The sequence below is a fragment of the Alkalispirochaeta alkalica DSM 8900 genome (genome assembly GCF_000373545.1).
In the GTDB taxonomy this organism is placed as follows: Bacteria; Spirochaetota; Spirochaetia; order DSM-27196; family Alkalispirochaetaceae; genus Alkalispirochaeta; species Alkalispirochaeta alkalica.
Map to the genome: position 1 here is coordinate 35,782 of NZ_KB891747.1, position 21,642 is coordinate 57,423.

General features: G+C 62.1%; 18 protein-coding genes. 2 read left to right on the forward strand and 16 right to left on the reverse strand.

The window, feature by feature from the left end:
• Positions 1 to 32: 32 nt before the first annotated feature.
• The 3 genes from B071_RS17525 to B071_RS17535 all read right to left on the reverse strand — a co-directional run bounded on the left by B071_RS17525 (position 33) and on the right by B071_RS17535 (position 2,182).
• Positions 33 to 554 carry a DUF327 family protein gene (locus B071_RS17525; RefSeq protein ID WP_018527372.1) on the reverse strand — a complete coding sequence of 174 codons (522 nt, stop codon included), beginning with the start codon at positions 552 to 554 and terminating at the stop codon, positions 33 to 35.
• A gap of 6 nt (positions 555 to 560) precedes the next feature.
• Positions 561 to 1,013, reverse strand: a complete 453-nt coding sequence (locus B071_RS18655; protein ID WP_103679841.1) for a bactofilin family protein — start codon at positions 1,011 to 1,013, stop codon at positions 561 to 563.
• Positions 1,014 to 1,186: 173 nt separating this feature from the next.
• Complete coding sequence (locus tag B071_RS17535) at positions 1,187 to 2,182, reverse strand: M23 family metallopeptidase (protein WP_018527374.1); 996 nt, start codon at positions 2,180 to 2,182, stop codon at positions 1,187 to 1,189.
• On the opposite strand from B071_RS17535, the gene B071_RS19305 reads away from it, so the two are divergent.
• The gene (locus B071_RS19305) at positions 2,181 to 2,969 is read left to right on the forward strand and encodes an Rpn family recombination-promoting nuclease/putative transposase (protein ID WP_245534083.1); all 789 of its coding nucleotides are present in this window, start codon (positions 2,181 to 2,183) and stop codon (positions 2,967 to 2,969) included. The genes B071_RS17535 and B071_RS19305 overlap by 2 nt on opposite strands.
• Before the next feature lie 126 nt (positions 2,970 to 3,095).
• Positions 3,096 to 3,872: a TatD family hydrolase gene (locus B071_RS0112310; protein ID WP_026245212.1), complete on the forward strand. Its 777-nt coding sequence runs from the start codon at positions 3,096 to 3,098 to the stop codon at positions 3,870 to 3,872.
• A 217-nt stretch (positions 3,873 to 4,089) separates the two neighbouring features.
• Here the strand turns inward: B071_RS0112310 and B071_RS17540 are convergent, their stop codons facing one another.
• The 13 genes from B071_RS17540 to B071_RS0112380 all read right to left on the reverse strand — a co-directional run bounded on the left by B071_RS17540 (position 4,090) and on the right by B071_RS0112380 (position 21,019).
• Positions 4,090 to 4,827, reverse strand: a complete 738-nt coding sequence (locus B071_RS17540; protein WP_018527378.1) for a TrmH family RNA methyltransferase — start codon at positions 4,825 to 4,827, stop codon at positions 4,090 to 4,092.
• A 2-nt stretch (positions 4,828 to 4,829) separates the two neighbouring features.
• Complete coding sequence (locus B071_RS0112320) at positions 4,830 to 5,243, reverse strand: hypothetical protein (protein WP_018527379.1); 414 nt, start codon at positions 5,241 to 5,243, stop codon at positions 4,830 to 4,832.
• Positions 5,244 to 5,337: 94 nt separating this feature from the next.
• Complete coding sequence (dnaJ, locus tag B071_RS0112325) at positions 5,338 to 6,453, reverse strand: molecular chaperone DnaJ (RefSeq protein ID WP_018527380.1); 1,116 nt, start codon at positions 6,451 to 6,453, stop codon at positions 5,338 to 5,340.
• A 17-nt stretch (positions 6,454 to 6,470) separates the two neighbouring features.
• On the reverse strand, positions 6,471 to 8,426 hold the full coding sequence (gene dnaK, locus B071_RS0112330; protein WP_018527381.1) for a molecular chaperone DnaK: 1,956 nt from the start codon (positions 8,424 to 8,426) through the stop codon (positions 6,471 to 6,473).
• A gap of 29 nt (positions 8,427 to 8,455) precedes the next feature.
• Positions 8,456 to 9,178, reverse strand: a complete 723-nt coding sequence (gene grpE / locus B071_RS17545) for a nucleotide exchange factor GrpE (RefSeq protein WP_018527382.1) — start codon at positions 9,176 to 9,178, stop codon at positions 8,456 to 8,458.
• 60 nt (positions 9,179 to 9,238) lie between these two features.
• On the reverse strand, positions 9,239 to 10,348 hold the full coding sequence (locus B071_RS18660; RefSeq protein ID WP_083914936.1) for an alginate O-acetyltransferase: 1,110 nt from the start codon (positions 10,346 to 10,348) through the stop codon (positions 9,239 to 9,241).
• A 139-nt stretch (positions 10,349 to 10,487) separates the two neighbouring features.
• A complete protein-coding gene (locus B071_RS0112345; protein WP_018527384.1) occupies positions 10,488 to 11,918 on the reverse strand; it encodes an MBOAT family O-acyltransferase in 1,431 nt (476 codons plus the stop codon).
• A gap of 17 nt (positions 11,919 to 11,935) precedes the next feature.
• The gene (locus tag B071_RS0112350) at positions 11,936 to 12,592 is read right to left on the reverse strand and encodes an alginate O-acetyltransferase AlgF (protein WP_018527385.1); all 657 of its coding nucleotides are present in this window, start codon (positions 12,590 to 12,592) and stop codon (positions 11,936 to 11,938) included.
• Positions 12,593 to 14,246: 1,654 nt separating this feature from the next.
• Positions 14,247 to 18,131, reverse strand: a complete 3,885-nt coding sequence (locus B071_RS20525) for a SpiroCoCo family coiled-coil protein (protein WP_018527386.1) — start codon at positions 18,129 to 18,131, stop codon at positions 14,247 to 14,249.
• A gap of 112 nt (positions 18,132 to 18,243) precedes the next feature.
• Positions 18,244 to 18,945 (reverse strand): HAD family hydrolase, encoded by a 702-nt coding sequence (locus B071_RS0112365; RefSeq protein ID WP_018527387.1) that lies wholly within the window; start codon positions 18,943 to 18,945, stop codon positions 18,244 to 18,246.
• Positions 18,945 to 20,000: an energy transducer TonB gene (locus B071_RS0112370; protein WP_018527388.1), complete on the reverse strand. Its 1,056-nt coding sequence runs from the start codon at positions 19,998 to 20,000 to the stop codon at positions 18,945 to 18,947. Before B071_RS0112370 ends, B071_RS0112365 begins: the two co-directional genes overlap by 1 nt.
• Positions 19,987 to 20,409, reverse strand: coding sequence for an ExbD/TolR family protein (locus B071_RS0112375; RefSeq protein WP_018527389.1), 423 nt, complete (start codon positions 20,407 to 20,409; stop codon positions 19,987 to 19,989). Before B071_RS0112375 ends, B071_RS0112370 begins: the two co-directional genes overlap by 14 nt.
• 1 nt (position 20,410) lies before the next feature.
• Positions 20,411 to 21,019, reverse strand: a complete 609-nt coding sequence (locus B071_RS0112380; protein WP_018527390.1) for a MotA/TolQ/ExbB proton channel family protein — start codon at positions 21,017 to 21,019, stop codon at positions 20,411 to 20,413.
• Positions 21,020 to 21,642: the final 623 nt, after the last annotated feature.

A 21,642-nucleotide genomic window follows, 5' to 3' on the forward strand; every position in this document is an offset into this window, starting at 1 on the left:
TTCCAGTTCCGGGAAGGGCTCCGTGAAGGGCGTTACTGAAAAAGATCAACCAGCATTCCCTCTATCTCTTCGAGACGGGAAAGAATCTCGAGCTGCTGGAACTGGGTCCGCTGGAGCCCCTCCAACAGCCGTTCCACGGACCGGTTGATCTCGGTGATGAGATAATACCGCTTGCGGGAAATCAATCCCGGCCCCGATTCGTGGATCTCTATATTGTTGGCCTGAGCCAGAACCCTGCTCACAAAACGCCGGACCGCCTCGCGATACTGCTGCACCGCCGAATAGGTTCGCTCATCGAGCAGACGCTGCCCCGCCTCGTGGACCGCATCAAAGAGCTTCTCCGTGGGGGCGTCGACCCCGGGGAGCCCCTCCAGAAGATGGGCGCCACCGGCCTGGTCGACCTCGGAAACCCGGGACTGCTCCGGCCCCTGGATCGCCCCGGCGGCCAGATGGGTGTCGAAGCTCTTCTCGCCCACCGATCCCTTCCCCGCAGAGGTTGCCTTGCCGGGACGCCGCCGGGAAGAACCGGACTGTTTCGGCCGGATAGGTTCCATAACGGATCAGAGGTTTCCCACGGGCAGACGTCTGCGCCCCGAGCGACCTCTTCTCCGGGCAGGAGCGCCCCGGGAACCGGCGGTGAGATCACCCGAAGGTGCCCCGGGAGCATCTTTTTTCTCCGTGCCCCGCAGGTGGACCGCACCGTCCAGAATGACTCCCGAGTCGGCGATCATGCGGGGAGCAAAAATGTTCCCCAGCACCAGGGCCGATTCCAGGAGAATGACCTTTTCGCTGGCGTAGATGGTCCCCCGGAAGACACCGCCGATCACCACCGTGGCGGCGTCTATGGTGCAGTCGGCTCTTCCTCCGCGCCCCACGATGACCCGCCCCGAGGTCTTCACACCCCCGCTGAAATCACCATCGATCCGGAGGAGCCCCGATACGTCGATCTGCCCCTTGAAGAAGGTTCCGGCGCCTACGATGGAGTTTACCAGAGTTGATTCAGTTACCGCCATTGCTTCTGCCTTTCCCGATNAANCTTTCCCGATGAATTTCTGCCACGGTGTTNTTCCCCCGAGGAAGCGCTTCTGCAAGATCCCCTTCCAGCGGGTCCGGCCTCCAGAGGATTATGGTCCTGCGGAAGCAGGCCTCCCCGGACGCCCGTTGCACCAGTGCTCATAGTTTCCCGTTATATGCCCCGGGAATCAAGCCGGCCCCGCAGCGTGAGAAAGGCCGCCGGATCCACCACGTCGGTGCCGATCTTCACGATAAAATCGAGCCCGTACCCCGGAGCGAGACCACTGTTCCCCACCGAGCCGATCTCCTCGCCCTGAAGAAGGTTTTGCCCCTCCCGGACAGTGACGCGCTGGAGGTGGGAATAGCGCGTTCTGAAGCCGTATTTGTGCCGAAGATACACGTAGAGCCCCTGGTCCGGATCGTAGCCCATCTCCACAACACGGCCGTTGGCGCTGGCAACGACGGGGCTCCCCGGNGGAGCTGCAATGACCGTGCCCTTATGAATATACCAGGCCCCCGTTATGGGGTGAATGTTGGGACCGAACTCCAGAAGGACCCGGCCCACCCCGCCNGCCACGGGCCAGAGGTTGGGGATATCCGAGAGCAGCTCCTCGCGGGAACGGAGAACCCGCTGGATTTGCTGCAGGGGTTCCAGGGAATCACCCAGACGATCCGAGAGGTTTCGCAGATCCTGGATCTCCCGCGCCCGATTCTCGGCAACCACCTGAAGGTCTGAAAACTCGGCGAGATCGCCCCGGGTAAGGCCCGATGCGCCCGAGGAATCACGCCGCTCGATCCCCAGGCTGTTCAGGGTATCGACCATCTCCTGGTCGAAGGCGCGGGCGACGCGAAGGACCTTCTGGATCTCCTGGATTGTGGCCTCCAGATCGGTCTGGCTCCGGGCGATCTCCTGGGCCTGGGAGTCCACCAGGGCACCCGTGCCGATACGGACACTGGAGAGATAGAGGAAGGTCGCCACCAGGAANAGGNCCCCCAGAAAGAGGACCCCCAGAGCGAGGAGTGATATCTGAAAATTGAAGACGCTCCGCTCCGAGTGGGGGATCAGCATGATGGTGAAACGCTGCGTCAGAATATTCCGAAAGCGCCCACCCTGCCGACCGGATTCCTTCGGGGTCGGACGCTTTCTTGGGCTGGTATCGTATGCCATGAAAGTAAGTTCCGTGGAGGTACGGTACCACAGGGGCCGGGGACCGTCAATCTTGGCGCCTTTCTCTCCGCCTCCAGGTGCGGGACAGATTATCCACAGCCCGAACCGGCATATAATCCGCCACAGGCTCTTCTCAGGAAGATCCGGGTGCGTGGGTTCCACNCCCCCCTTCCCACGCAATCTGGTATCCGGGCGCCACCCGCCGGTTTTTCACGCTCGCCGGACAAGGTGGGCAGAGAGACCGTTCGCCTGGACCCTGCGTATCCGGCACGGCCGAGCTGTTCCCATCGTTTCCACCGCTCTGCCCGGGCCGGCGGGTCGGGCTCCCTGCTCCGATCACCTGCAGATCCATTTCATCGAACTGCCCAAGAATCACCTGAAAAGCACCGGCGAGGTGAAGGACAANCTTGATACATGGTGTTATTACTTTGAGCACGAAGGCTCCGTGAAGGAGGAGNATATGACGGTATTACTGAAAGACAACCCTGCTCTGGGCAAGGCGCACAGAGTCTACCGCGCCTTTACTGCCGACGACGAGCTCATGGATATTGCCGAGGCTCGCGAGAAATGGCAGCGCGATGTCAGTTCGCGCTTGCGCAGCGCCGAGCAGCGCGGTAAGGAAGAGGGCATGAAGCAAGGTATGCAGCGCGGCATGCAGCAGGCGCGTCGGGAAAATGCCCTGAAGATGCTGAAGCGAGGTTTCCCCGTTTCCGACATCGCCGATATCACCGGCCTTTCCGGGCAGGAGATCGGGGATCTCGAGCGATCAACGGCCACCACAGGATAATCATCCCCAGCGGGGACATTTCAATCGAGTCCTGACACTTTTTTTGGGCAGCTTGACCTTGACCGCTGCCGGTGCTATGGTTCCCGTGTCCATCAGGACAAATATCTTTTTTTTTAGGTACCCAGTATGAGATTATTTGATACTCATGCTCACATCGGGTTGATCGATGAAGACCCGATAGAGCAATTGATTGTAGTTCAGGAAGCACGCCACGAGGAAATTGACGGTATCCTCAGTATCTGCAATAACGTGCGCGACTTCTTTGGCATCTACGAAAATCTGAAAACTGCCTCGAACGTGTACTTTGCTGTGGGAGTCTCTCCCTCGGAAGTAACAAATCCTGGCCGTGACTGGGAATCTCAGATTGAGAAGGGGCTGGAACTTCCCCGCGTGGTCGCTGTGGGAGAAACCGGTCTGGACTACTACCGCAAGTTCGGCAACAAGGATTCCCAGATCGAGCTCTTCGTGCAGCAGCTGGAACTGGCCGAGCGCGTGGACAAGCCTGTGGTGGTTCATAACCGGGATGCAGGGAGCGATGTTCTGGAGATCCTCCAGCAGAAAATCCCTTCCCGGGGGGCTGTACTCCATTGTTTCTCCGAGAGCTGGAGTTACGCCCAGAAGGCGCTGGAACTGCCGGTGTATATCTCCTTTGCGGGGAATGTGACGTACCGGAACGCCCGGAACCTCCACGAGACGGCAAAAAACATGCCTCTGGAACGGATGCTCATCGAGAGCGAGAGTCCTTTTATGGTTCCCGCCTCCCATCGGGGCGAGCGCAACCGCCCCTCCTACCTGCCTGAAACGGCTCGTTTTCTGGCAGAGCTTCGGGGGATATCGGAGGAGGAGCTCTCGGAAGCCCTCTATCAGAATAGTTGCCGCTTCTTCGGGATCGATCCCGCCTGAGAAGCCCGTACAGGGCACCCTCCCCGGCTTTGCGGCCGGGAGGGTCGCTTCTCCCTTCCTTCACAACACAGCCCTTTCCACGCAGAAACCTTTTCCGCGACCCTCGCCCTTGCAGGGGCCACAGAGGCTGTTCTGTCCGGAAACGGCCCCTTACAGGGCGCAGCCAGACAGCCTGAAGGCTACGGAAGTGGTTCGCAAAACAGCCGACAGAAAATAGCTAGGTGATTGTCCGGAAATACTCGTAGGTGATGATCCCTGCTGCCACAGAGACGTTGTAGGAGTCGACCGTGGTGCCCCGGGGGGCACGATCGGGAATGGTCACCTTCAGGTCCGCCAGAGCGGCCACCCCGGGGGAAACCCCCTTCCCCTCGGCCCCGAGAAGAATGACCGCTGCGGGATCGAAGGAGACCTTCGGCAGGGCGGTTCCCCCCGCGTCGGCAGCGTAGATCCACCAGCCTGCGCTTTTGCAGTCCCGCAGGGCTCCCGCCAGGTTGGAGACTACCGCCACAGCCACCGCATCGGAGGCTCCTGCCGAACTACGGCGAACACCATCGCTGTCCAGAACGCTCCGCCGGGCCGGCACAATCACCAGAGGAACACCCATGAGGTGAGCCGTGCGCAGGATCGCCCCCACATTATGGGGGTCCGTGATATGGTCCAGAGCGAGGATGGGGCCGGTACTCCCCGGCGGGGTCTGGTGGAGCCAGTCCTTGAGCGATACCAGGCCTGTGCGCGCGTGATCCTGCCCAAGTTCCAGGGCTGCTCCCCTCACGGAGGAGCCCGCCTGTCGGCGAAGCCATTCGGACGATACGGTCTGAACGGTTACCCCCCGGGAGCGGGCCAGATGCTGCAGCTGTCCGTTTCGCCCGCGAGGGTCAACAAGATAAAGAGTTGCTCCGGGGGCTCCCCGCTGGAGCGCCGCTTCGATCGCGTGTCGGCTGGTGATCCAGGGCACGGTTAGTTCTCTCCGTATCGCCGGACCAGATCTACCTGTCCGTCGTGGTTTGTATCCCTGTCGAAGCCTCGTACGTGTACGCCATCGTCCATAAAGATCCAGAGATCGATGTTTCCGTCGAAATTGGTATCGATCTCCTGACGTTCCAGGACTCCCCGGGAGTAGAAATAGAAATTATCCATAATGCCGTCGTGGTTGTGATCAACCGCCTCGTATTTTTTCTCCCCCCGGTCATCGAGACGCAGGGCGTAGTCAGTCGTGCCGTCGCTGTTGCGGTCTCCCAGAATCCACCCCGAACCGTAGTCTTCCACGGGCCAGAGGGGGAACGATTCATCCCCGGCAAGAGCTTGCCCCAGGACGATAAAGACCAGAGATACCACCAGAAATGACGCGACACCACTCGTTCTGTACTTCACTGTGCCCCCTGGTGCGCATTATCGGAATCTTGCACCACAAGGTTAAGTGACAGAGCCCCAGGGCGGACCCGACGGTCAGACCCGGGACCCGGTGTTACAGATCTTTCAGGGGAATGGGTTCGGGCTGCGTTTCTTCCCCCTCGAGACGGGAAAATTCTCGCAAGAGATCCCTGGCCTTACCGGACATTTTGGCTGGCACGACGACCCGCAACTTGATGTACATGTCCCCGCGCCTGTTGGCGCTGTTGGGAACAGGGATACCCTCGTTACGGAGGCGCAGGACCTTTCCGTCCTGTGTTCCGGCGGGGACCTTCACCTTTACCCGCTTGCCGTCCAGGGTTGCCACGTGAAGATCGGTCCCCAGGGCCGCCTGGGTTATACTCACCGGCACCGCGCAGTAGAGATCGTAGTTATCGCGCTCGAAATGCTTGTGCGGCTGGATGTGAATCACCACATGAAGATCACCGGGCTCTCCCCCGCCCCGGGGAGCGTCGCCCTGACCGGGAATGGTTATCCGCTGGCCGTGGGATACACCGGCCGGTATGGTTACCTTGATACGCTGCCGTTTCTTCCGCACCCCCGAACCTGAGCAGGTAGGGCAAGGATCCTCGATGACCGTTCCCGAGCCCTGACAGGAGGGACACACCGAGGCCACAGAGAAGAACCCGCTGCTCCGGCGCACCTGACCAGCGCCTCCGCAGGTCGGGCAGGTCTTGCGACCGCTCCCCGCAGAGGCTCCCGAACCGTTGCAGGCATCACAGCCCGCCTCGCGCTCGTAGGCGATCTCGGCCTTCGTTCCGAAGGCCGCATCGGTGAAGGGAATCTGCAGATCGTACCGAAGATCGGACCCCCGGGAGCGGCCCCGGCCGGAGGATCGGCTGCGACCGCCTCCTCCAAAAAAGGAACCGAAGATATCGGAGAAGTCCCCGAAGATATCCTCAAAATCCCGGGAAGAAGAGAAGCCTTGGGAGCCTCCCCCGAGACCATCCACACCGGCAAAACCAAACTGATCGTAGGCCTGCCGCTTCTCGGGGTTGGCCAGGACCTCGTAGGCCTCGGCCGCCTCCTTGAACCGTTCCTCGGCTCCAGCGTCCCCGGGGTTTCTGTCGGGGTGGTTCTGGACCGCAATCTTGCGGTAGGCTTTTTTCAAGTCCTCTACCGAGGCATCCCGGCTTACGCCGAGAACCTCGTAGTAGTCACGTTTTGCCACAGATCGCTCCGCCCGGCTCAGCTTTTGGAATCGTCATCGTCGACGACTTCGTAGTCCACGTCTTCGACGTTCTCCGAGGACCTTCCCGACGATCCTCCGGGAGCGTCTCCCGGGGAAGCTTCTTCGGCTCCCGGACCCGCACCGGCGGCCCCGGCATCGGCCTGCCCTGCCTTGTAGGCCTCTTCTGCCAGTTTGTAGGCAGCCTGCTTCAGCTCCTCAAGTTTTGCCTTGGTGGCCTCCACATCGTCGCCGTCCATCACATCTTTCAGGGCCTGAACTGCCTGCTGGATCTTTTCCTTGTCCTCCCCGGAGATCTTGTCCCCGAAGTCGTCCAGGGATTTCTCGGTGGAGTAGATAATGCTGTCGGCCTCGTTCTTGGTGTCGATCTTTTCCTTCAGCTTCCGGTCCTGCTCGGCGTTCTCTTCGGCGTCCTTCACCATCCGGTCGATCTCGTCTTCCGAGAGACCACTGGAGGACTCGATGCGGATCTTCTGCTCCTTGTTGGTGGCAGTATCCTTGGCCGAGACGTGGAGAATACCGTTGGCGTCGATATCGAAGGCGACCTCGACCTGGGGGACTCCCCGGGGTGCTGGCGGGATTCCCACCAGGTCGAACCGTCCCAGGGTGCGGTTCTGGCTCGCCATCTCGCGTTCGCCCTGCAGGACGTGAATCGATACGGCCGTCTGGTTGTCGGCAGCGGTGGAGAAGATCTGGCTCTTCTTTGTGGGGATCGTGGTGTTCCGCTCGATCAGCTTGGTGAAGACACCACCCAGCGTCTCGATACCCAGGGAGAGGGGCGTCACATCGAGAAGGATCATGTCCTTCACGTCGCCACCCAGGATTCCTCCCTGGATCGCTGCGCCCATGGCCACCACTTCATCGGGGTTCACACCCTTGTGGGGGTCGCGCTTGAAGATGTCCTTCACGATCTGCTGGACCGCAGGAATACGCGTCGACCCGCCAACCAGGATGACCTCGTCGATATCTTCCGGTGAGAGACCNGCGTCTTTCAGGGCCTGCACGCAGGGGCCCTTGGTGCGCTGCACCAGATCGGCCACCATTTTCTCGAAGGTTGCCCTGTTCAGGGTGTACTGAAGGTGCTTGGGGCCACTGGCATCGGCGGTAATAAAGGGCAGGTTGATATCAGTGCTCTGGGTGCTGGAAAGCTCGCGCTTGGCCTTCTCGGCGGCTTCCTTGAGCCGCTGCAGGGCCATCCGGTCCTTACTGAGATCGATCCCCTGCTCGCTCTTGAACTGATCCACCAGCCAGTCGATAATCTTCTGGTCGAAATCGTCACCGCCCAGATGGGTGTCACCGTTGGTGCTCTTGACCTCGAACACCCCGTCTCCGAGCTCGAGGATGGAGATGTCGAAGGTCCCCCCCCCCAGGTCGTAGACAGCGATCTTTTCTTCCTTGGCTTTGTCACCGAAGCCGTAGGCAAGAGCAGCGGCGGTGGGTTCGTTCACGATCCGCTTTACGTCGAGACCCGCGATTTTCCCTGCGTCCTTGGTTGCCTGACGCTGGGAATCGTTGAAATAAGCCGGGACGGTGATGACCGCCTCGGTGACGGTTTCCCCCAGGTAGTCCTCGGCGGTCTCTTTCATCTTCTGCAGGATGGCAGCCGAGATTTCCGGCGGGGAAAGGTGCTTTCCGTTCACGTCGATCCTGACGCCGTCGTTGGCGTCTTTCTGGACGTGATACGAGACCATGCCGATCTCCCCCGAGACCTCGCTGTACCGGCGCCCCATGAAGCGCTTGATGGAGAAGATGGTGTTCTCCGGGTTGGTGACCATCTGGTTTTTGGCGGGTTGCCCCACCAGACGTTCCAGGGAGTCACCTTTTTTTGTGAAGGCCACCATGGAGGGGGTTGTGCGCTGCCCCTCGGCGTTTTGCAGGACTTCGGCCTCTCCCCCTTCGATCACTGCCACGCAGGAGTTGGTTGTTCCCAAGTCAATTCCAATAATTTTACCCATACACGTATTCTCCTCAAGAGTTCTAAAAATCAGCCTTTGCCCGGCGTCGAAACTTTCACCCTGGCTGCCCGCAGGACCCGGTCATGGAGCAGATACCCCTTCTGGAACTCCTCCAGGACCATCGATGTCTCGTCCCCCTCGCGGGGTTCTGCGGTTACCGCCTCATGCTTCTGCGGATCAAACTCCTGGCCCTCCGAATCGAGCCGCTTCAGGCCCCACTTCCGCTCGAGCATGCTGACGAGCTGCTTCTCTATGAGCACAACTCCGTCGTGAAAGGCATCGTAATCACGGGATTCCTCTGCCGAGGCAATCGCCCTTTCAAAATCATCAATGACCGCTGTCAAGTCAAGCAGCAACTGCTGGTTTGCATAACTGACGGCGTCTTCCTTGTCCCGGATCATCCGTTTCCGGTAGTTTTCCATATCAGCCTGCTTTCGCAGGTACTGATTCTTCAGTTCCGAGTTCTCGGCCTGAAGGTCCTCGATCTCTTTCTTCAGCGCTGCCACGGCACCGGAGTCTTCCGGTTCTGCCCGGCCCGGCTCTTCCCGGCCCGGTTCGTTCGCCGTAGCGGTGCTGCAACGGTCTGCACCGGAAGCGGAGGCTCCCGAGGCTCCGTCTCCCGAAGCGTTACCTTCCGAAGGGCCCTGCGAGGAGGGTGGCTCCTGGTGAGAAGGATTTCCTGTTTCCTCCCGGGCCTCCCTGGGAGCGTCCTCCTGGAGGTCTTGAGTGCGCAGGTTCTCCTGATCTGACATATTTCATCCTCTGGTGTGTTCTATGATTAGGTGAGAAGATACAATGTGAGGAAGCGACCGTCAAGTTTCCCCCGCCTGCGAAGGCGGATCGAAGCCCGGCAGGGTGAGATACCGCTCGGGGATTTCCCATAGTATCAGGCAGGGAGGAATCTCCCGATAGCTCTCGCTCGCCAGATACCGCGCCATGGGCAGAAAGGGCCCCTCTCCCGGGGATGCCACCTGGATCAGGTCGGCCTGGAAGGCGTAGCTCAGGGCTCCCGGAAAATCCCAGAATGGTCCGGCACTGAAACTGGTTCCTGCCAGCGCCAGGGGGATCTCGGGGAGATCAAAGAGCCCGCCCCGGACCTCCCGGAAATGGAAGGAGAACCGGGGGACCTCTTCGGGGCCCAGGGGGAAAAACTGCTTCCATCGGCCCAGGGGCAGAAACTGCAGGAGATCGCCTTCGTGACGATGAAGCCCCTCCTCCTCCAGAGTGACCCGAATCCGGGGGATATCCCTCAGGGCGGGGATCTCTCCGGCACGACGGGCGATCTCCCGCGCCACGGCCAGGGCTCCCCGGGGAGACCAGTGCGTATCGAAGGCCAGAAAATAATCATCCTCTCCGGCGAGGACCTCCCGGGGATCCACCAGGAGCGCCCCTTCCCGGGAGAGGCTGGCCAGAGCCCGTTCGTACCGGGGGTGGTCCGCAGCGGGTTCCCCCAATACCCGCGCCTTGGACGGGAGTAGCAGCACCACCACCTCCACCTGTTCCCGGGCAAGGCGTTGCAGGATGCTCCGGATCCACTCGAGGCGCATCTCCAGATGCATTTCATCCTCGGGAGAACGGCGAAACTCCTCTTCCGTGTAGAGGCGAAAGTCCCGGCCGATCACGACCGGACCGGAGCCCTCCCGAAAGAGGGCCACCCTCAGGGCCGTCACAAGGTGCAAGGCCGGATCCCGCAGGGGATGGGATTTCTCGATCGTCCCGTCGATCCTCCGGGCGAGATCTCCCCGGAGAAGGGACCNGGCAAATCCGGCGGGACGATGGGCTTCAGCCGACGGGGGAAGCGGAAACAGGGCGCTCCTGCCGGCGAGGAGCGCACCTGTCAGGGCCCCGCCCCCGGCCAGGATTGCCAGCGCGAAGAGGGCCGGCGCAAGAAAGGTCCAGAAGGTTTTTCGGGGCATTGCCATCCTCCCCTGATCAGTTTCTCCTGACCAGATTCTGTTGATCTGACGAGCCTTCCGTCGTGGCTCGCCCGTCTCGTTCCGGTGCGCCTGCCCCGTCGCGTCTCGTCCCGCCTCATCCCGTCCCGGCTCGTCCCGTCCCGGACTAGAACTGGAAGTACAAAAAGGGCGAATAGGAAGCAGCCAGGAGCCGCAGAAGGCTTGCACCAAAGAGAATCGAGAGGGAGATACTCCGCAGGAGAGTCCACCGCTCCCGATGGTAGTGCCCCACCGAACAGAGCATCGGCTCTGCCAGGGCGATGACCAGCCCCGCCACCAGCGCGACCAGGGCTCCCGAANTCATCTGCCAGGCCAGATGGGAGGCGATGAGGGGCTCCTGCNACCGGAGGAGAGGCCCCACCTGCAGGAGGGCACGAACCATCACTCCTGCACCTGCGAAGGTCTCAGCCCGAAAAAAGACCCACCCCAGAAGTACCACGATCAGGGTTCTCGCTTTACCCGGCCCCTGCCATCGCCATCGCCATCGCCAGGAGAAGGTTCTTCGCAGGAACCGTTCCAGGGCGAGCCATGCCCCGTGCCAGCCTCCCCAGATCACAAAGGTCCAGGCAGCGCCGTGCCAGAGTCCGCCCAGGACCATGACCACGGCAAGGTTCAGGTAGGTTCTCCCCTGACCTCGCCGGTTCCCGCCCAGGGGAACATACAGGTAATCCCTGAGCCAGGCCGAGAGGGTCATGTGCCACCGGCGCCAGAACTCCGTTATGGAGGAGCTGTGGTAGGGCATGCGAAAGTTTTCGGGGAGGGAAAAGCCCATCATCCTCCCCAGACCGATCGCCATGTCGGAATAGGCTGCAAAGTCGAAGTATATCTGCACGGTGTAGGCCAGCAATCCGATCCAGGCACCCCCGAAGCCCGGGTCGGAGGAGGAGAAGGCCGCCTCTGCCAGGGGAGCTACCGCGTCGGCTATCAGGACCTTTCTCGCCAGGCCGAGCATGAACCGCTCGGCTCCCCGGCACAGGTTCTCCAGGCTGTGCTCCCGGCTGGCAAACTGATCGGCGATCTCGGAGTACCGCACGATAGGCCCCGCCACGAGCTGGGGAAAGAGCGAGACGTAGGCCATAACGTCCAGGAAGGACCGGGCGGGCGATGTTGTACCCCGGTAGACATCGACGATGTAACTGATGATCTGGAACGTGTAGAAGGAGATTCCCACGGGCAGAACCACCTGCGCGGCAGGAAGGGGGCGCAACCCGAGCCCCTGAAACACCACCGAGAGGGACTCCACCCCGAAGTTGAAATACTTGAAATACCCCAGGACCCCCAGGGCGAGGGTTACTCCAGCGACGAGCCACCGCCGGGCCTGAACGTGGGATTCGGCCCTGGCGATCCCCCGCCCTGCCAGAGCTGCCCCCAGGGAGGAAGCCGCCAGAAGCAAAAGAAAATCGAAACGCCACCACCCGTAAAACAGCCAGCTTCCCAGGACGATCCAGAGCGACCGGTTTCGCTCGGGGGTGGCGTAATAGCCCGCCAGAAAGAGGGGCAAAAAGAGGAAAAGAAAGGTGGGGCTCGAAAAAACCATGACCGCTCCGACGGATATCAGTCCTGCACCACCGAGGCGCGGGCGGTGAAGCCGACGAGGCCCGGGTGGCGGGGAACAACAAATACTGCGGTGGAATCGCCCCGGGAAAGGAGGACCTCTGTTACCACCCTGGCCACTCCGTTGTGCCGGATCTCCAGCTCCACCGCTACGGCGTTGAGGGCCACCGTGGCCGAGGCGGGGCCGGAAAAGGGAGGAAAGATAGCCTTCCCCGAATCGGCCACGACGAGTCCGAGCTCCTTCTCCGAGAGGTTATAGAAGACCAGCTGCGCCCTCGCCGGATCGTCGTGGGGTGTATCCTGAAAGACATGGTGTTTCTCACCCGGCTCCGGGGCGAAGCCCGTGACGATTGTAACAAACGAAGCTGGTTCCGGACTCACCACGGTGCGCTCCGGTCCGGGGAGTCGGTATACTCCCCGGGGAACGGGGCGGTAGGGCCCCGCTGTCATGGCTGGTTTTGGAGGAAACCGGATCGGACCCAGGCGGAGGGGGGGAGAATCCTTCCGGGGCGAGAGATTTACCACCCGAACCAGGGCAGCGTCCCCGGGGCGATGGGGCGCGTAGAGCCCCTCCCGGGCGGCCAGATCTGCCCTTCCCGGGATGACCAGGCAGAGGAACACCCCCACCATCGTTCTGAATCCCGGCAGACTGTACACATCACACTCCTTGCCACTATAAATAATAGGGGCAAGAGAGATTTTTCACAACAGGTCTTCCGGTTTTTACACCGGGGAAGGGTTTTTCCCGGGGGACCCCTCCCGGAAACGCCCCGGGAGTTGGACGGTGCAAACCCGAGCCTGTTGCGCTTCGGAAGAAGAAGAAAGGATTGTTTCTTATGAAGTGGCTCTGCCGGTTCGGAACGATCGCCCCCGGGGGTTCTGCCCGTTCGGTCAGACCGGAAGCTCCCGGAAGAAGGCTGTTGTTCTGGCTTTTTCTCTGGTTGTTCCTCTGGTGCTTCCTCTGGTGCTTCCTCTGGTGCTTCCCCACCCCTGCGGTGGCGTTTCAACCCCGGGAGTTTGCCCTCCTGCCCGGGGATGCTCTCCAGGAGATCGTATCGCCCCGGGANATCGACCAGGCCGGAGCAGAACTCTTTGAGACAGCCCCGGCACCACGGGCACGCTACGCCGTGCGGATCTACCAGTTCCGCTTCCCTTCCCGTTATCCCGATGGAACACCCACGGAGGTGGAACTCCAGGTCTTTATCCCGGAGGTTCCGGCTGCGGCGATTCGCGGGGTCTATCTCTTCGCCCCCGGTTCGACGGGTCTGATCGAACCCTGCCGACCCTCGCGGGAACATCTGGCGGGGGTTCGCTGGGGGCTGTACCGGACCCACGTCCTGGCCCGGGCCGGACAGGGGATGATGGGCCTCATGCCGGACTACATCGGCTTTTCCGACTGGCACCAGGTTCAACCCTACTTTCACGCTTCCAGCGAGGCCCGGGTGATCTTCGAGGCGCTGGGGGCTCTGGACACCTGGCTTCGCCCGGCTTTTCCCCGGGGGATCGCTCCTTANACCCGGGTCGCGGCGGGCTTTTCCCAAGGGGGGCACGCCGTACTGGCTGCGGCNGACCGCAACAGCGAACAGCGGCCAGAGCTGGCCCTGCACGGGGTGATCGGTTACGGTGCGACGGCGAGGATCGAGCCGCTTCTTCTGTCGTACCACAGTCTGGCACCGATGATTGTGCACTCCTTCGCCACGCACTACGGGGAGGATCGCTTTCCTCCGNGAGAGATTCTTCGTTCCCCCTGGGCAGAACGCCTCGAAGAGGATACAACCCGTCAGTGCGTGGGGGGCATGGTGCAGTACTATCCCGATTCTCCTGACGAGCTCTACCACCCCTCTTTCCTGAGAGCCCTCCGCGGGGGCTCCCTGGCCCGGGACTACCCGGGAATTCACTCGCTTCTGGAAGAGAATAGCGCCGGTCTTGCCGGCCACGGGGTACCCCTGCTGCTTTTACAGGGAGAACTGGATGGGGTTATCACAGCGGCCCAGCAGGAGNAGTATCTGGGGGAGCTGCGCCGTCAGGAAGCCTCCGTGGATTACCGTCTTTACCCCGGGGTTGGCCACGACACACGGCAGGTCTCCTTCTTCCACGTCCAGGAATGGATCGATTCGCTCGAGTCGGGCTGGATCGGGGAACTCGATTAACCGATCCCGGCTGTTTTCGGGAAGGTGGTCACGGGAGGCTCCTCGCAGAAGGGGTCCGCAGAGAGAGGGGGGCACCGGGAGATTCGGCCGGGGTCTTTCGGGGTGGGGCACTCGAGCTGGAGCACCCGAGCCGGAGCACCCGAGCCGGAGCACCCGGGAGGCTACCGCCGTCCCGAGAGTTCCAGAATCAGTTCCACTTCGCCCTTGCTCATCTTGGTGGCCCGGGCGATCTCNTCCACCTTCCAGCCCTGGTGGGCCAGCTTCTGCACCGTCTCGCGGGCGCTCAGCGAGGGAGCACCCCCGCCGGGGGCGGCTGATTTCTTGCCCTCCTCTCTCATGAGGCTGCCCAGAAGCTTCACCTGCTCTCCTGCGTCGCGNCGTATCTCCTCGAGCCGGGTCTCGGTCCGGGCAAGCCACTCCCGGGCGGTCTTCAGCTCCTCCATGCGGCGCTCCACGTCGGCCAGGGTCTCGTTAAGGCTGGCCAGATTCTGCACGGCCTGTTCCGTCTCCTTGTGGTGGGAGGCCACCTGCTTCAGCTGCCCCGAGAGCTTGGCGATAAAACCGGGGAACTGTTCGACCCGTTCCGTGAGAGTCGAGAGGTTGCCCCGGAGTTCATCCAGCGAGGCACGGNTCTCCTCGAGACCATCGGTGGTCTCGTCGATCACCGAACGGCGCCGTTCCAGACGGTCGAACCGTGTTTCCACCTCCTGCTGCAGCTCGTCGAGACTCCTCACGCGGGCGGTGATTTCCTGAAGCTGGTCGTCGCTGTTGCTGACCTGCTCGATCTTGGTCTCTACCGACTGGGCGAGGGAGATCAGGCGCCGGTAGTCCTCCTCGAGAAGGTCGATCCGGCGCTTGTCGGCGGCGAAGCGGGACATTTTCTCGTTCACCTCGCCGGACATCTTGCGAATCTTCCCGAACTGGCCCTCGATATCCCGAACCTCGCCACGCATTCCCTCCACACGGAGGATCTCGTTCTTGAGTTCCTCGATGTCGTCCTGGAGCTGTATCTTGAGCGAGTCGGCCCGCTCGAAAATGCCGGTCTGCTCGATAAATCCCCGCTGACGCTTGTCGATTTCCTGGAGCGTCGTTTCCAGGGTGCGGGCTTCCTCTTCGAGTTTGCCGAGGAGCTTCTCCCGCATGGCGGAGAATTGGTCCCTCGTGTCTGCGATGAGCCCCCTGAACTCAGCCGACTGGTCCTCGAGACGCGCCGACATCTGTTTTTCGTGCTCCTCTGTGCGGGATCGAAGCTCCTGGTAGCGCCGGGAGAACTCGGTCAGGGCGGCCTCGCTCTCTCCTTCGAGACGCGCTCCGAGACGAGTCACCTCCTCGGCGGTTCTGTCCAGCTCCTCGCGAAGGGCACGTCGCTGATCCAGGGACTGCTCCACCAGATGNTCCCGCTCGGCGGCGAACTCACGNTTCANATCCTGGATGTTGTCGGAGAGACGAACNCGTGCGTCGGCCAGCTGGTTACTCACCTCGGCGTCGCTGGAGCGCAGCTCGTTGAGGACCCTGGTCTGCCAGACCGCGACGTCGCTTCTGGCAGCCTCCACCATCGCTTCCAGTTCGTCCTTGCCCGNCCCGACGTCGTGTCGAATCTGGCCGACCTTGCCCTCTACCTCGGTTTCGAAGTTTTTCAGCTCGCTCCTGATCCGGTCATCGAACTGGGAGAACTCCTGGCGGAAGGTCTGGTGGGACCGATCCTTCAGGGAGACCAGCTCCTCGGCGATAGTCTCCTCAAAACCGCTCATGGACTGCTCCAGGGCGTCCATCCGGGAACCGATTCCCCCCCGGAAGGAGTCCACCTGGGTGTCGATCTTGGTGAGCTGACCGTTGGTGCTCTCCTGGACCTGGTGCAGACGCTCGCGCAGGTCCGCAGAATATTCTTCTTCCAGGGATGTGCGGGATTCCTCGAACTCCCCCTGGAGCGACGCCAGACGCTGGTGAACCTCGTCGCGCCAGCTCTCGATCCGGGACTCCATGGTGGCCGAACGGTCTCTCAGGTCGGCAAAGAACTCGTCCTCGAAGACCTTGAGTTTTTCGCTGACGTTGTCGTAGGCGCGCTGCTTGAGCTCGTTTAATCCGCCTTCGAGCTCGCTCATGGACCCCCGGAGGGTGTCCATGCCCTGGATCGCTTCCTGACGGTCCTGTTCGCGCAGGGNCCGGAGTTCCTCGCCGAAGGCAAGAAAATCACTGCGAACACGCTCGCTTACCCTGTCCATGGTAGCCCGGAGATTCTGCTCCAGTTCATCCACGTCGTTATTGACCGCTTCGATCTTGGAGAAGCGGTAGCCCAGGGACTGCTCGTAATCTCCCAGGCGGGAGTCGACACTCGAGAGGACCCGTTGCTCCATTTCCTGGGCTGTTCCGTCGATACGGCGTTCTGCACCGCTCCGGTAGTCCTCGATCTTCCGGTCGATCCCGGCGCGCCCCTGGTCCAGAAGCTCCTGAAGCCGGGCGAACTCTTCCCGGGCCATTGTGTCGAGGCTCCTGATCTGGTCCTGTCGCTCCTGGAACGACCGGGCCAGCTCGGCCAGGCTCTCTTCGTGGCGCTGGCGAATCTCCTGATACTGGCCCTCCTGACGTTCCTCCAGGAGCCCGATCCGCTCGTTCAGGGCCTCTCCGGCACTGGCGATATGGGCCTCGATCTCGGCCGAGACCCGGGTCAGACGGTCCGATATGCCACCCATCTGGTCCTGCGCGGCCGAAGTGAGCTCCGCAATCCGTGTTGAGAGATCCTCTCCGTGCTCTTCCAGGCGCGCGCCGGTCTCGGCGATGTGGCGGTCCAGGGATTCTTTCTGGCTCTGCTCCTGCTGGCGGGACCGCTCCAGAAGCCGCTCCACCTGCTGATCCATCTCGTGAATTGTCTGGCGCGTTTTCTCGCTCCACTCGTCGGTGCTCGTGCGGAGCTGGACAAACTGCTCCTGCATAGCCGAGGTTTCACCCTCGCTGTGGTTGCGGACCGCTTCGATTTTCTGGTCGATCCGGTCCTGGAGGACGGCGATCTTCTCGTCGGCCTCTTCCTCCAGCCGGCCCCGGGCATCGGCGGTGTACTGCCGTACCGCCAGGAGCGCTTCTTCGGCACGCTCGCGCCCCCTGGCCTCGATATGCTCCCGCAGCGCCTTGAGGGCCTCCGTTTCCAGGGCGGATCCCTCTGCTGCCAGTTCCTCCAGGCGCGCCTCGGTGCGCTCCAGAAGCTCCCGCAGGGAGTCTTTCATGGCCTGATGGTGTTCGTCACCTTCACTGCGGTGACGATCGAACTGTTCCTGCGAGGCCTCCAGGACCTGGTCCATCTCCTGCCTGGCCGAAGCGAAGGTCCGTCGNGATACCTCGGTGGCCTCGGAGAGTTCCCGTTCCAGAGCGCCCAGAAGCTGATCGTGGAGCTCCTGCATCTCGGTGCAGGCCTGGCGGGAACGGTCCTCCGTCTCGGCCTGTATGCGGGCGGCGTCCTCGGAAAAGGCCTGAACCCGTCCGGCGGCGGTCTCGACGCGGGCATCGAGGCCGGTGATACGCTCCTCCGTCTCGGCGAGNATCCGCGCCTCCACCTGGTCAAGGCGCTGGGTGTTCTGCTTCTCGAAGCCCGTGACGATCCCCGGCAGGGAGCGCTCCAGTTCCTCGATTCTGGTCTGGGTCGCCTTGATCCGCTTCCCCACCTTGTCGATGTACTCGCTCTCGCTCTGGACCCGCTTGAGGTTTTCCTCGGCCTGCCCCGTCATGGTGATCAGATCGGTCAGGGCGCGTTCGTAGGCACCCAGGCGGGTTCCGATCTGCTCCAGCCCTCCCGACCGGGTATTGAGGTCATCCTCGATCGCCTGGATGCGCTTCAGGACCTCCTTGGCGGCCTTCTGGTGAACGTCCACCTCGATCCCGATGTCTTTCAGCATGGTGACTTTCTCTGCCACGATCTCGTCCATCTCTCCCTGGACCCGCTCGACAAAGCGCTTTACCTTCTCCAGAGACCGGTTGTTGTGATCCAGTCGACGGTAGACCGCCAGGATTACCACCACCACGAGCAAAATTATAATGTCGCTTATGGAAAAACCCATACGCCCCCTCTTTTCGCGCTCTCCTGCCTCACGCTGGCCCCTGCGCCTTTGCCGCTTGCACTTCCATTCCCTGCACCTTCGCGGCTCGATCCCCTGGTTCCGGCCTGCGGCATCATGACTGTCCGGTGGCCCCGATCCGGTGCTGCAGCCATTCCCGGAGCGCAGAAAAACGGGAGAAGGAGAAATCGGCCTTCCCGGCGACAACAGGTTTTCCCGTGAGGTGAGCCGTCTGCATTCCCGCAGCGCCCGCTCCCAGCACATCGTAGTGGTAGCTGTTGCCCACGTAGAGGATTTCCTGGGCAGGGACCCCCAGATCCAGGGCCAGCTTGTCAAAGGCTACCCGGTGGGGCTTGAGCGCCCCTGTTTCTTCCGACGAAAAGGCAACNTCCCAGAGCCCCTCGAGGTCCAGAATCCGAAGCTTTGATTCTGTGGGNAAGTCGGACATGGCTCCCAGGGGGATTCCCTGTTCNTTTAGCCACAGCAAAAGCTCCCGTGCCCCGGGATAGAGGGAAACTCCCCGCAGGGTTTGTTCCCAGCGGTGATAGATAATCTCCCTGATCGCCCCGGCCGTTTTATCCTCGGACCAGCCAAGACGGTCCGCCGTGAGCGCCACGGTGCGCTTTTCCAGGGCCTCCGGAGAGGGAGGGTCCTGTGGCAGCTCNCGGCGGACCTCTTTCCGGGCCTCGCCGAAGGCGCGAAAGAGGCGCAGATGGCGAAACGCCAGGAGCGCCGTAGCGCGGTACATCGCCGCGTTGGGATAGAGGGTTCCGTCGATATCAAATGCAACTGCTGAAACTCTGTTTGTCACGATCACTATCTTGCCTTTGTCTCCACGATGATTGTAACCGATCCCTCCACAGGGGGCGACCCTTCCGAGGGCTCAAAACGCCATTCTTCCACGGCCCTGCGGATGCGCTGGTTCAGGGCTTCCGAGGGCGTGGGAGGCGCCAGGCGGGCCGAGATGACCTCGCCCCGGGCGTTTACGGAGAAAACAACCCGCACCGGGTACTCTGGCGGGAATCCCGCCGGAAGTGCAAGCCCTTGAAGGTCGGGGCTGCCCCCGCCGATGCGGCGNCGTCGTTCTCCCGAGATTCCATGAGGGGAGTCACCCGAGGCGGGCACGGAGATTCCCGGAGAGTCGGTCTCCTCCCGGGGCTGACGGGAAAGNGGGGCATCCAGGTCGGCTGCGGAGACCACCTGNTGCCCTGCCTGNCGGAGCTCGGCCAGCATCCGGGAGAGTTCTTCTGCGAAGGACCGCGCCGGTGCGGGCCGTTCCTGCCCGGGGAGCGTTTCCGCTGCCGAGAGGCGGTCCTGCTGTTCCCGGTCGTGGCTCTCCAGGGTTTCCTGAAACTCCTGCTGCCACCGGTAGAGCTCCCCGATCTCCTGTTCCAGCCGTGGAGCGTCGCCCCGGGGCGGTTGCTCCCTGAGGGCGTCCCGATCGACGGCCCGCTCTCGTGGCGGGGGTGGAGGAGGTGGTGGTGGCGGTGGGGGCGGCGGTGGCGCCGGTGCAGGCTCGGGTTCCGGCGCAGGCTCGGGTTTCGGCGCAGGTGGTGGTGCCGGGGCGGGAGCAGCGGCAGCTCCCGCAGGGGGCTCTTCCTGGGGCCGGGGCTCCGGAGCACGCTCCTCGGGGATATCCCGGAGCGTCGCTTCTTCCGGCTCCGGGGGGGCTTCCGGCTCCGGGGGCGGCTCATCCTGAAGCAACTCGGGCAGAGGGTCAAAGGTAACGTGCAGGGGCGGTTCCAGCCGTCGCGGGTCCCTCGTCCCGAGAGAGGGAAAGAGAAGAAAGATCAACCCGTGGATCAGCAGGGCCAGGGCCAGGGCCAGGCCAAGGCGCGCGCGGTCCGAAGCGGGAATCCTAATCGGTCCCATGACGCTCCCGGATCTGCTCTGCCACCAGGTTGGCACCCCGGAAACCGTGGAGGCGCAACACGTCCAGGACCGAGATCATCGTTCCGTAGGGAAGCGATGCGTCGGCCTCGATCGAGATAGCCCGGTCCTCAAAGCTCTCCCTCTGTTCTGCCAGGAGCGATTCCAGTTCACCCAGGGTGAAGCGTTCATCGCCCAGATATATTTCGTCCCGGGAAACTACCGAGAGAACCACCGAGCTGGTCAGGGACTCCCGGGAACTGCGGGCCCCGGGGAGATCCAGATCCAGCCCCGTTCGGGTGATGAGGGTGCTGGAGAGCATGAAGAAGATAACCAGCTGAAACACCACGTCGATCATCGGGACGAGGTCAACGTGTACCCTGGGCTGAAGTCTTCGCTGAAAATGAACCATATCACTCCTTCCTCAGATAGAGGACCAGCTCGTTCACCCTGTTCTCCAGACGAATAATGGAGTGGTTCACGCGGCTTACCAGATAATTGTAGAAGGCGATCGCCGGGATGGATACGATGATCCCCGCAGCCGTAGTGAGAAGGGCCTCGGATATTCCCCCGGCCAGGACCGCGGGATCACCCGTACCGATCCCGGTCTGCCCCAGGACCCCGAAGGCCTGGATATTACCCGTTACCGTTCCCAGAAGACCCAGAAGCGGGGTGATGTGAGCGATCGTTCCCAGGGTCGAGAGGAAGCGCTCCATCCGGGGAATCTCCATGTTCGCGGCATCGCTGATCGCCATCTTGATCACTTCCCGTGAATATTCGCGGTGTTCGATCCCCACCTTCATGAGGTTTGTGATGGGACAGGGCATGGTCTCGCAAATTGCCAGGGCCTCGTCGAAGTTTCCCTTGGCCAGGGTTGTCTCGAGACGTTTCATTATGGTGTTCTCGTCACCCTGGTTTTTTCTGAAATAGAGGAGCCGCTCGATGATAATAGCTACCCCAACTACGGAAAGCAGGATGATCAGAACGATGATCACCCCCCCTCGCTGTATTATGTCCATCATGGTATCTGCGCCTCCTTGCTCAAGATTGGTTGGTGTACTTCGGGTACTCGCGGGTCGGACGACCTCCCGCGACGGACAGAGCCGCCGGGGAGAAGATATCACCCCCGGGGAGGTCTCCACCGGCGAGAAAGACCCGGTCCATCAGAAACTCACCCGAATCGAGGCGCCCGCCTCAAAACCCGGTTCGATGAAGGGATCTGCCTCGGCGGGCTTCATTCCACGCCGGGTTCGCCCCTCATCCTCGAAGGGACCGAGCAGGTCCCTCACAAAAACCCGGAGTTCCACGTCCCGGGCAAGACTGTAGCGAAGGGAGCCTCCCAGAAGGGGCAGCTCCATCTCCCCCTTCTCCAGGGGGATCTCCATCTCCAGATCGGCCACAACCTTGCCGAGCTCCCCCCGGAGCGAGAGGTCCAGGGTCTGCTCGGCCGTGCCGGAATCACGGTCCTCCCAGCGGCCCGTCCACCCCATCTCGGCCCGCAGCCAGTCCCGGGGCGAAAGAGCGACCGAAGCCCGGGTGTCGAGGCGCTCGAACTCGTCTATCCGCAGGGGATACACGGCCCGGGNCTCCTGGTAGGCCTCGGGAATCAGCCGGTCCTGATGCAGAAACCAGCCGACCCTTCCGT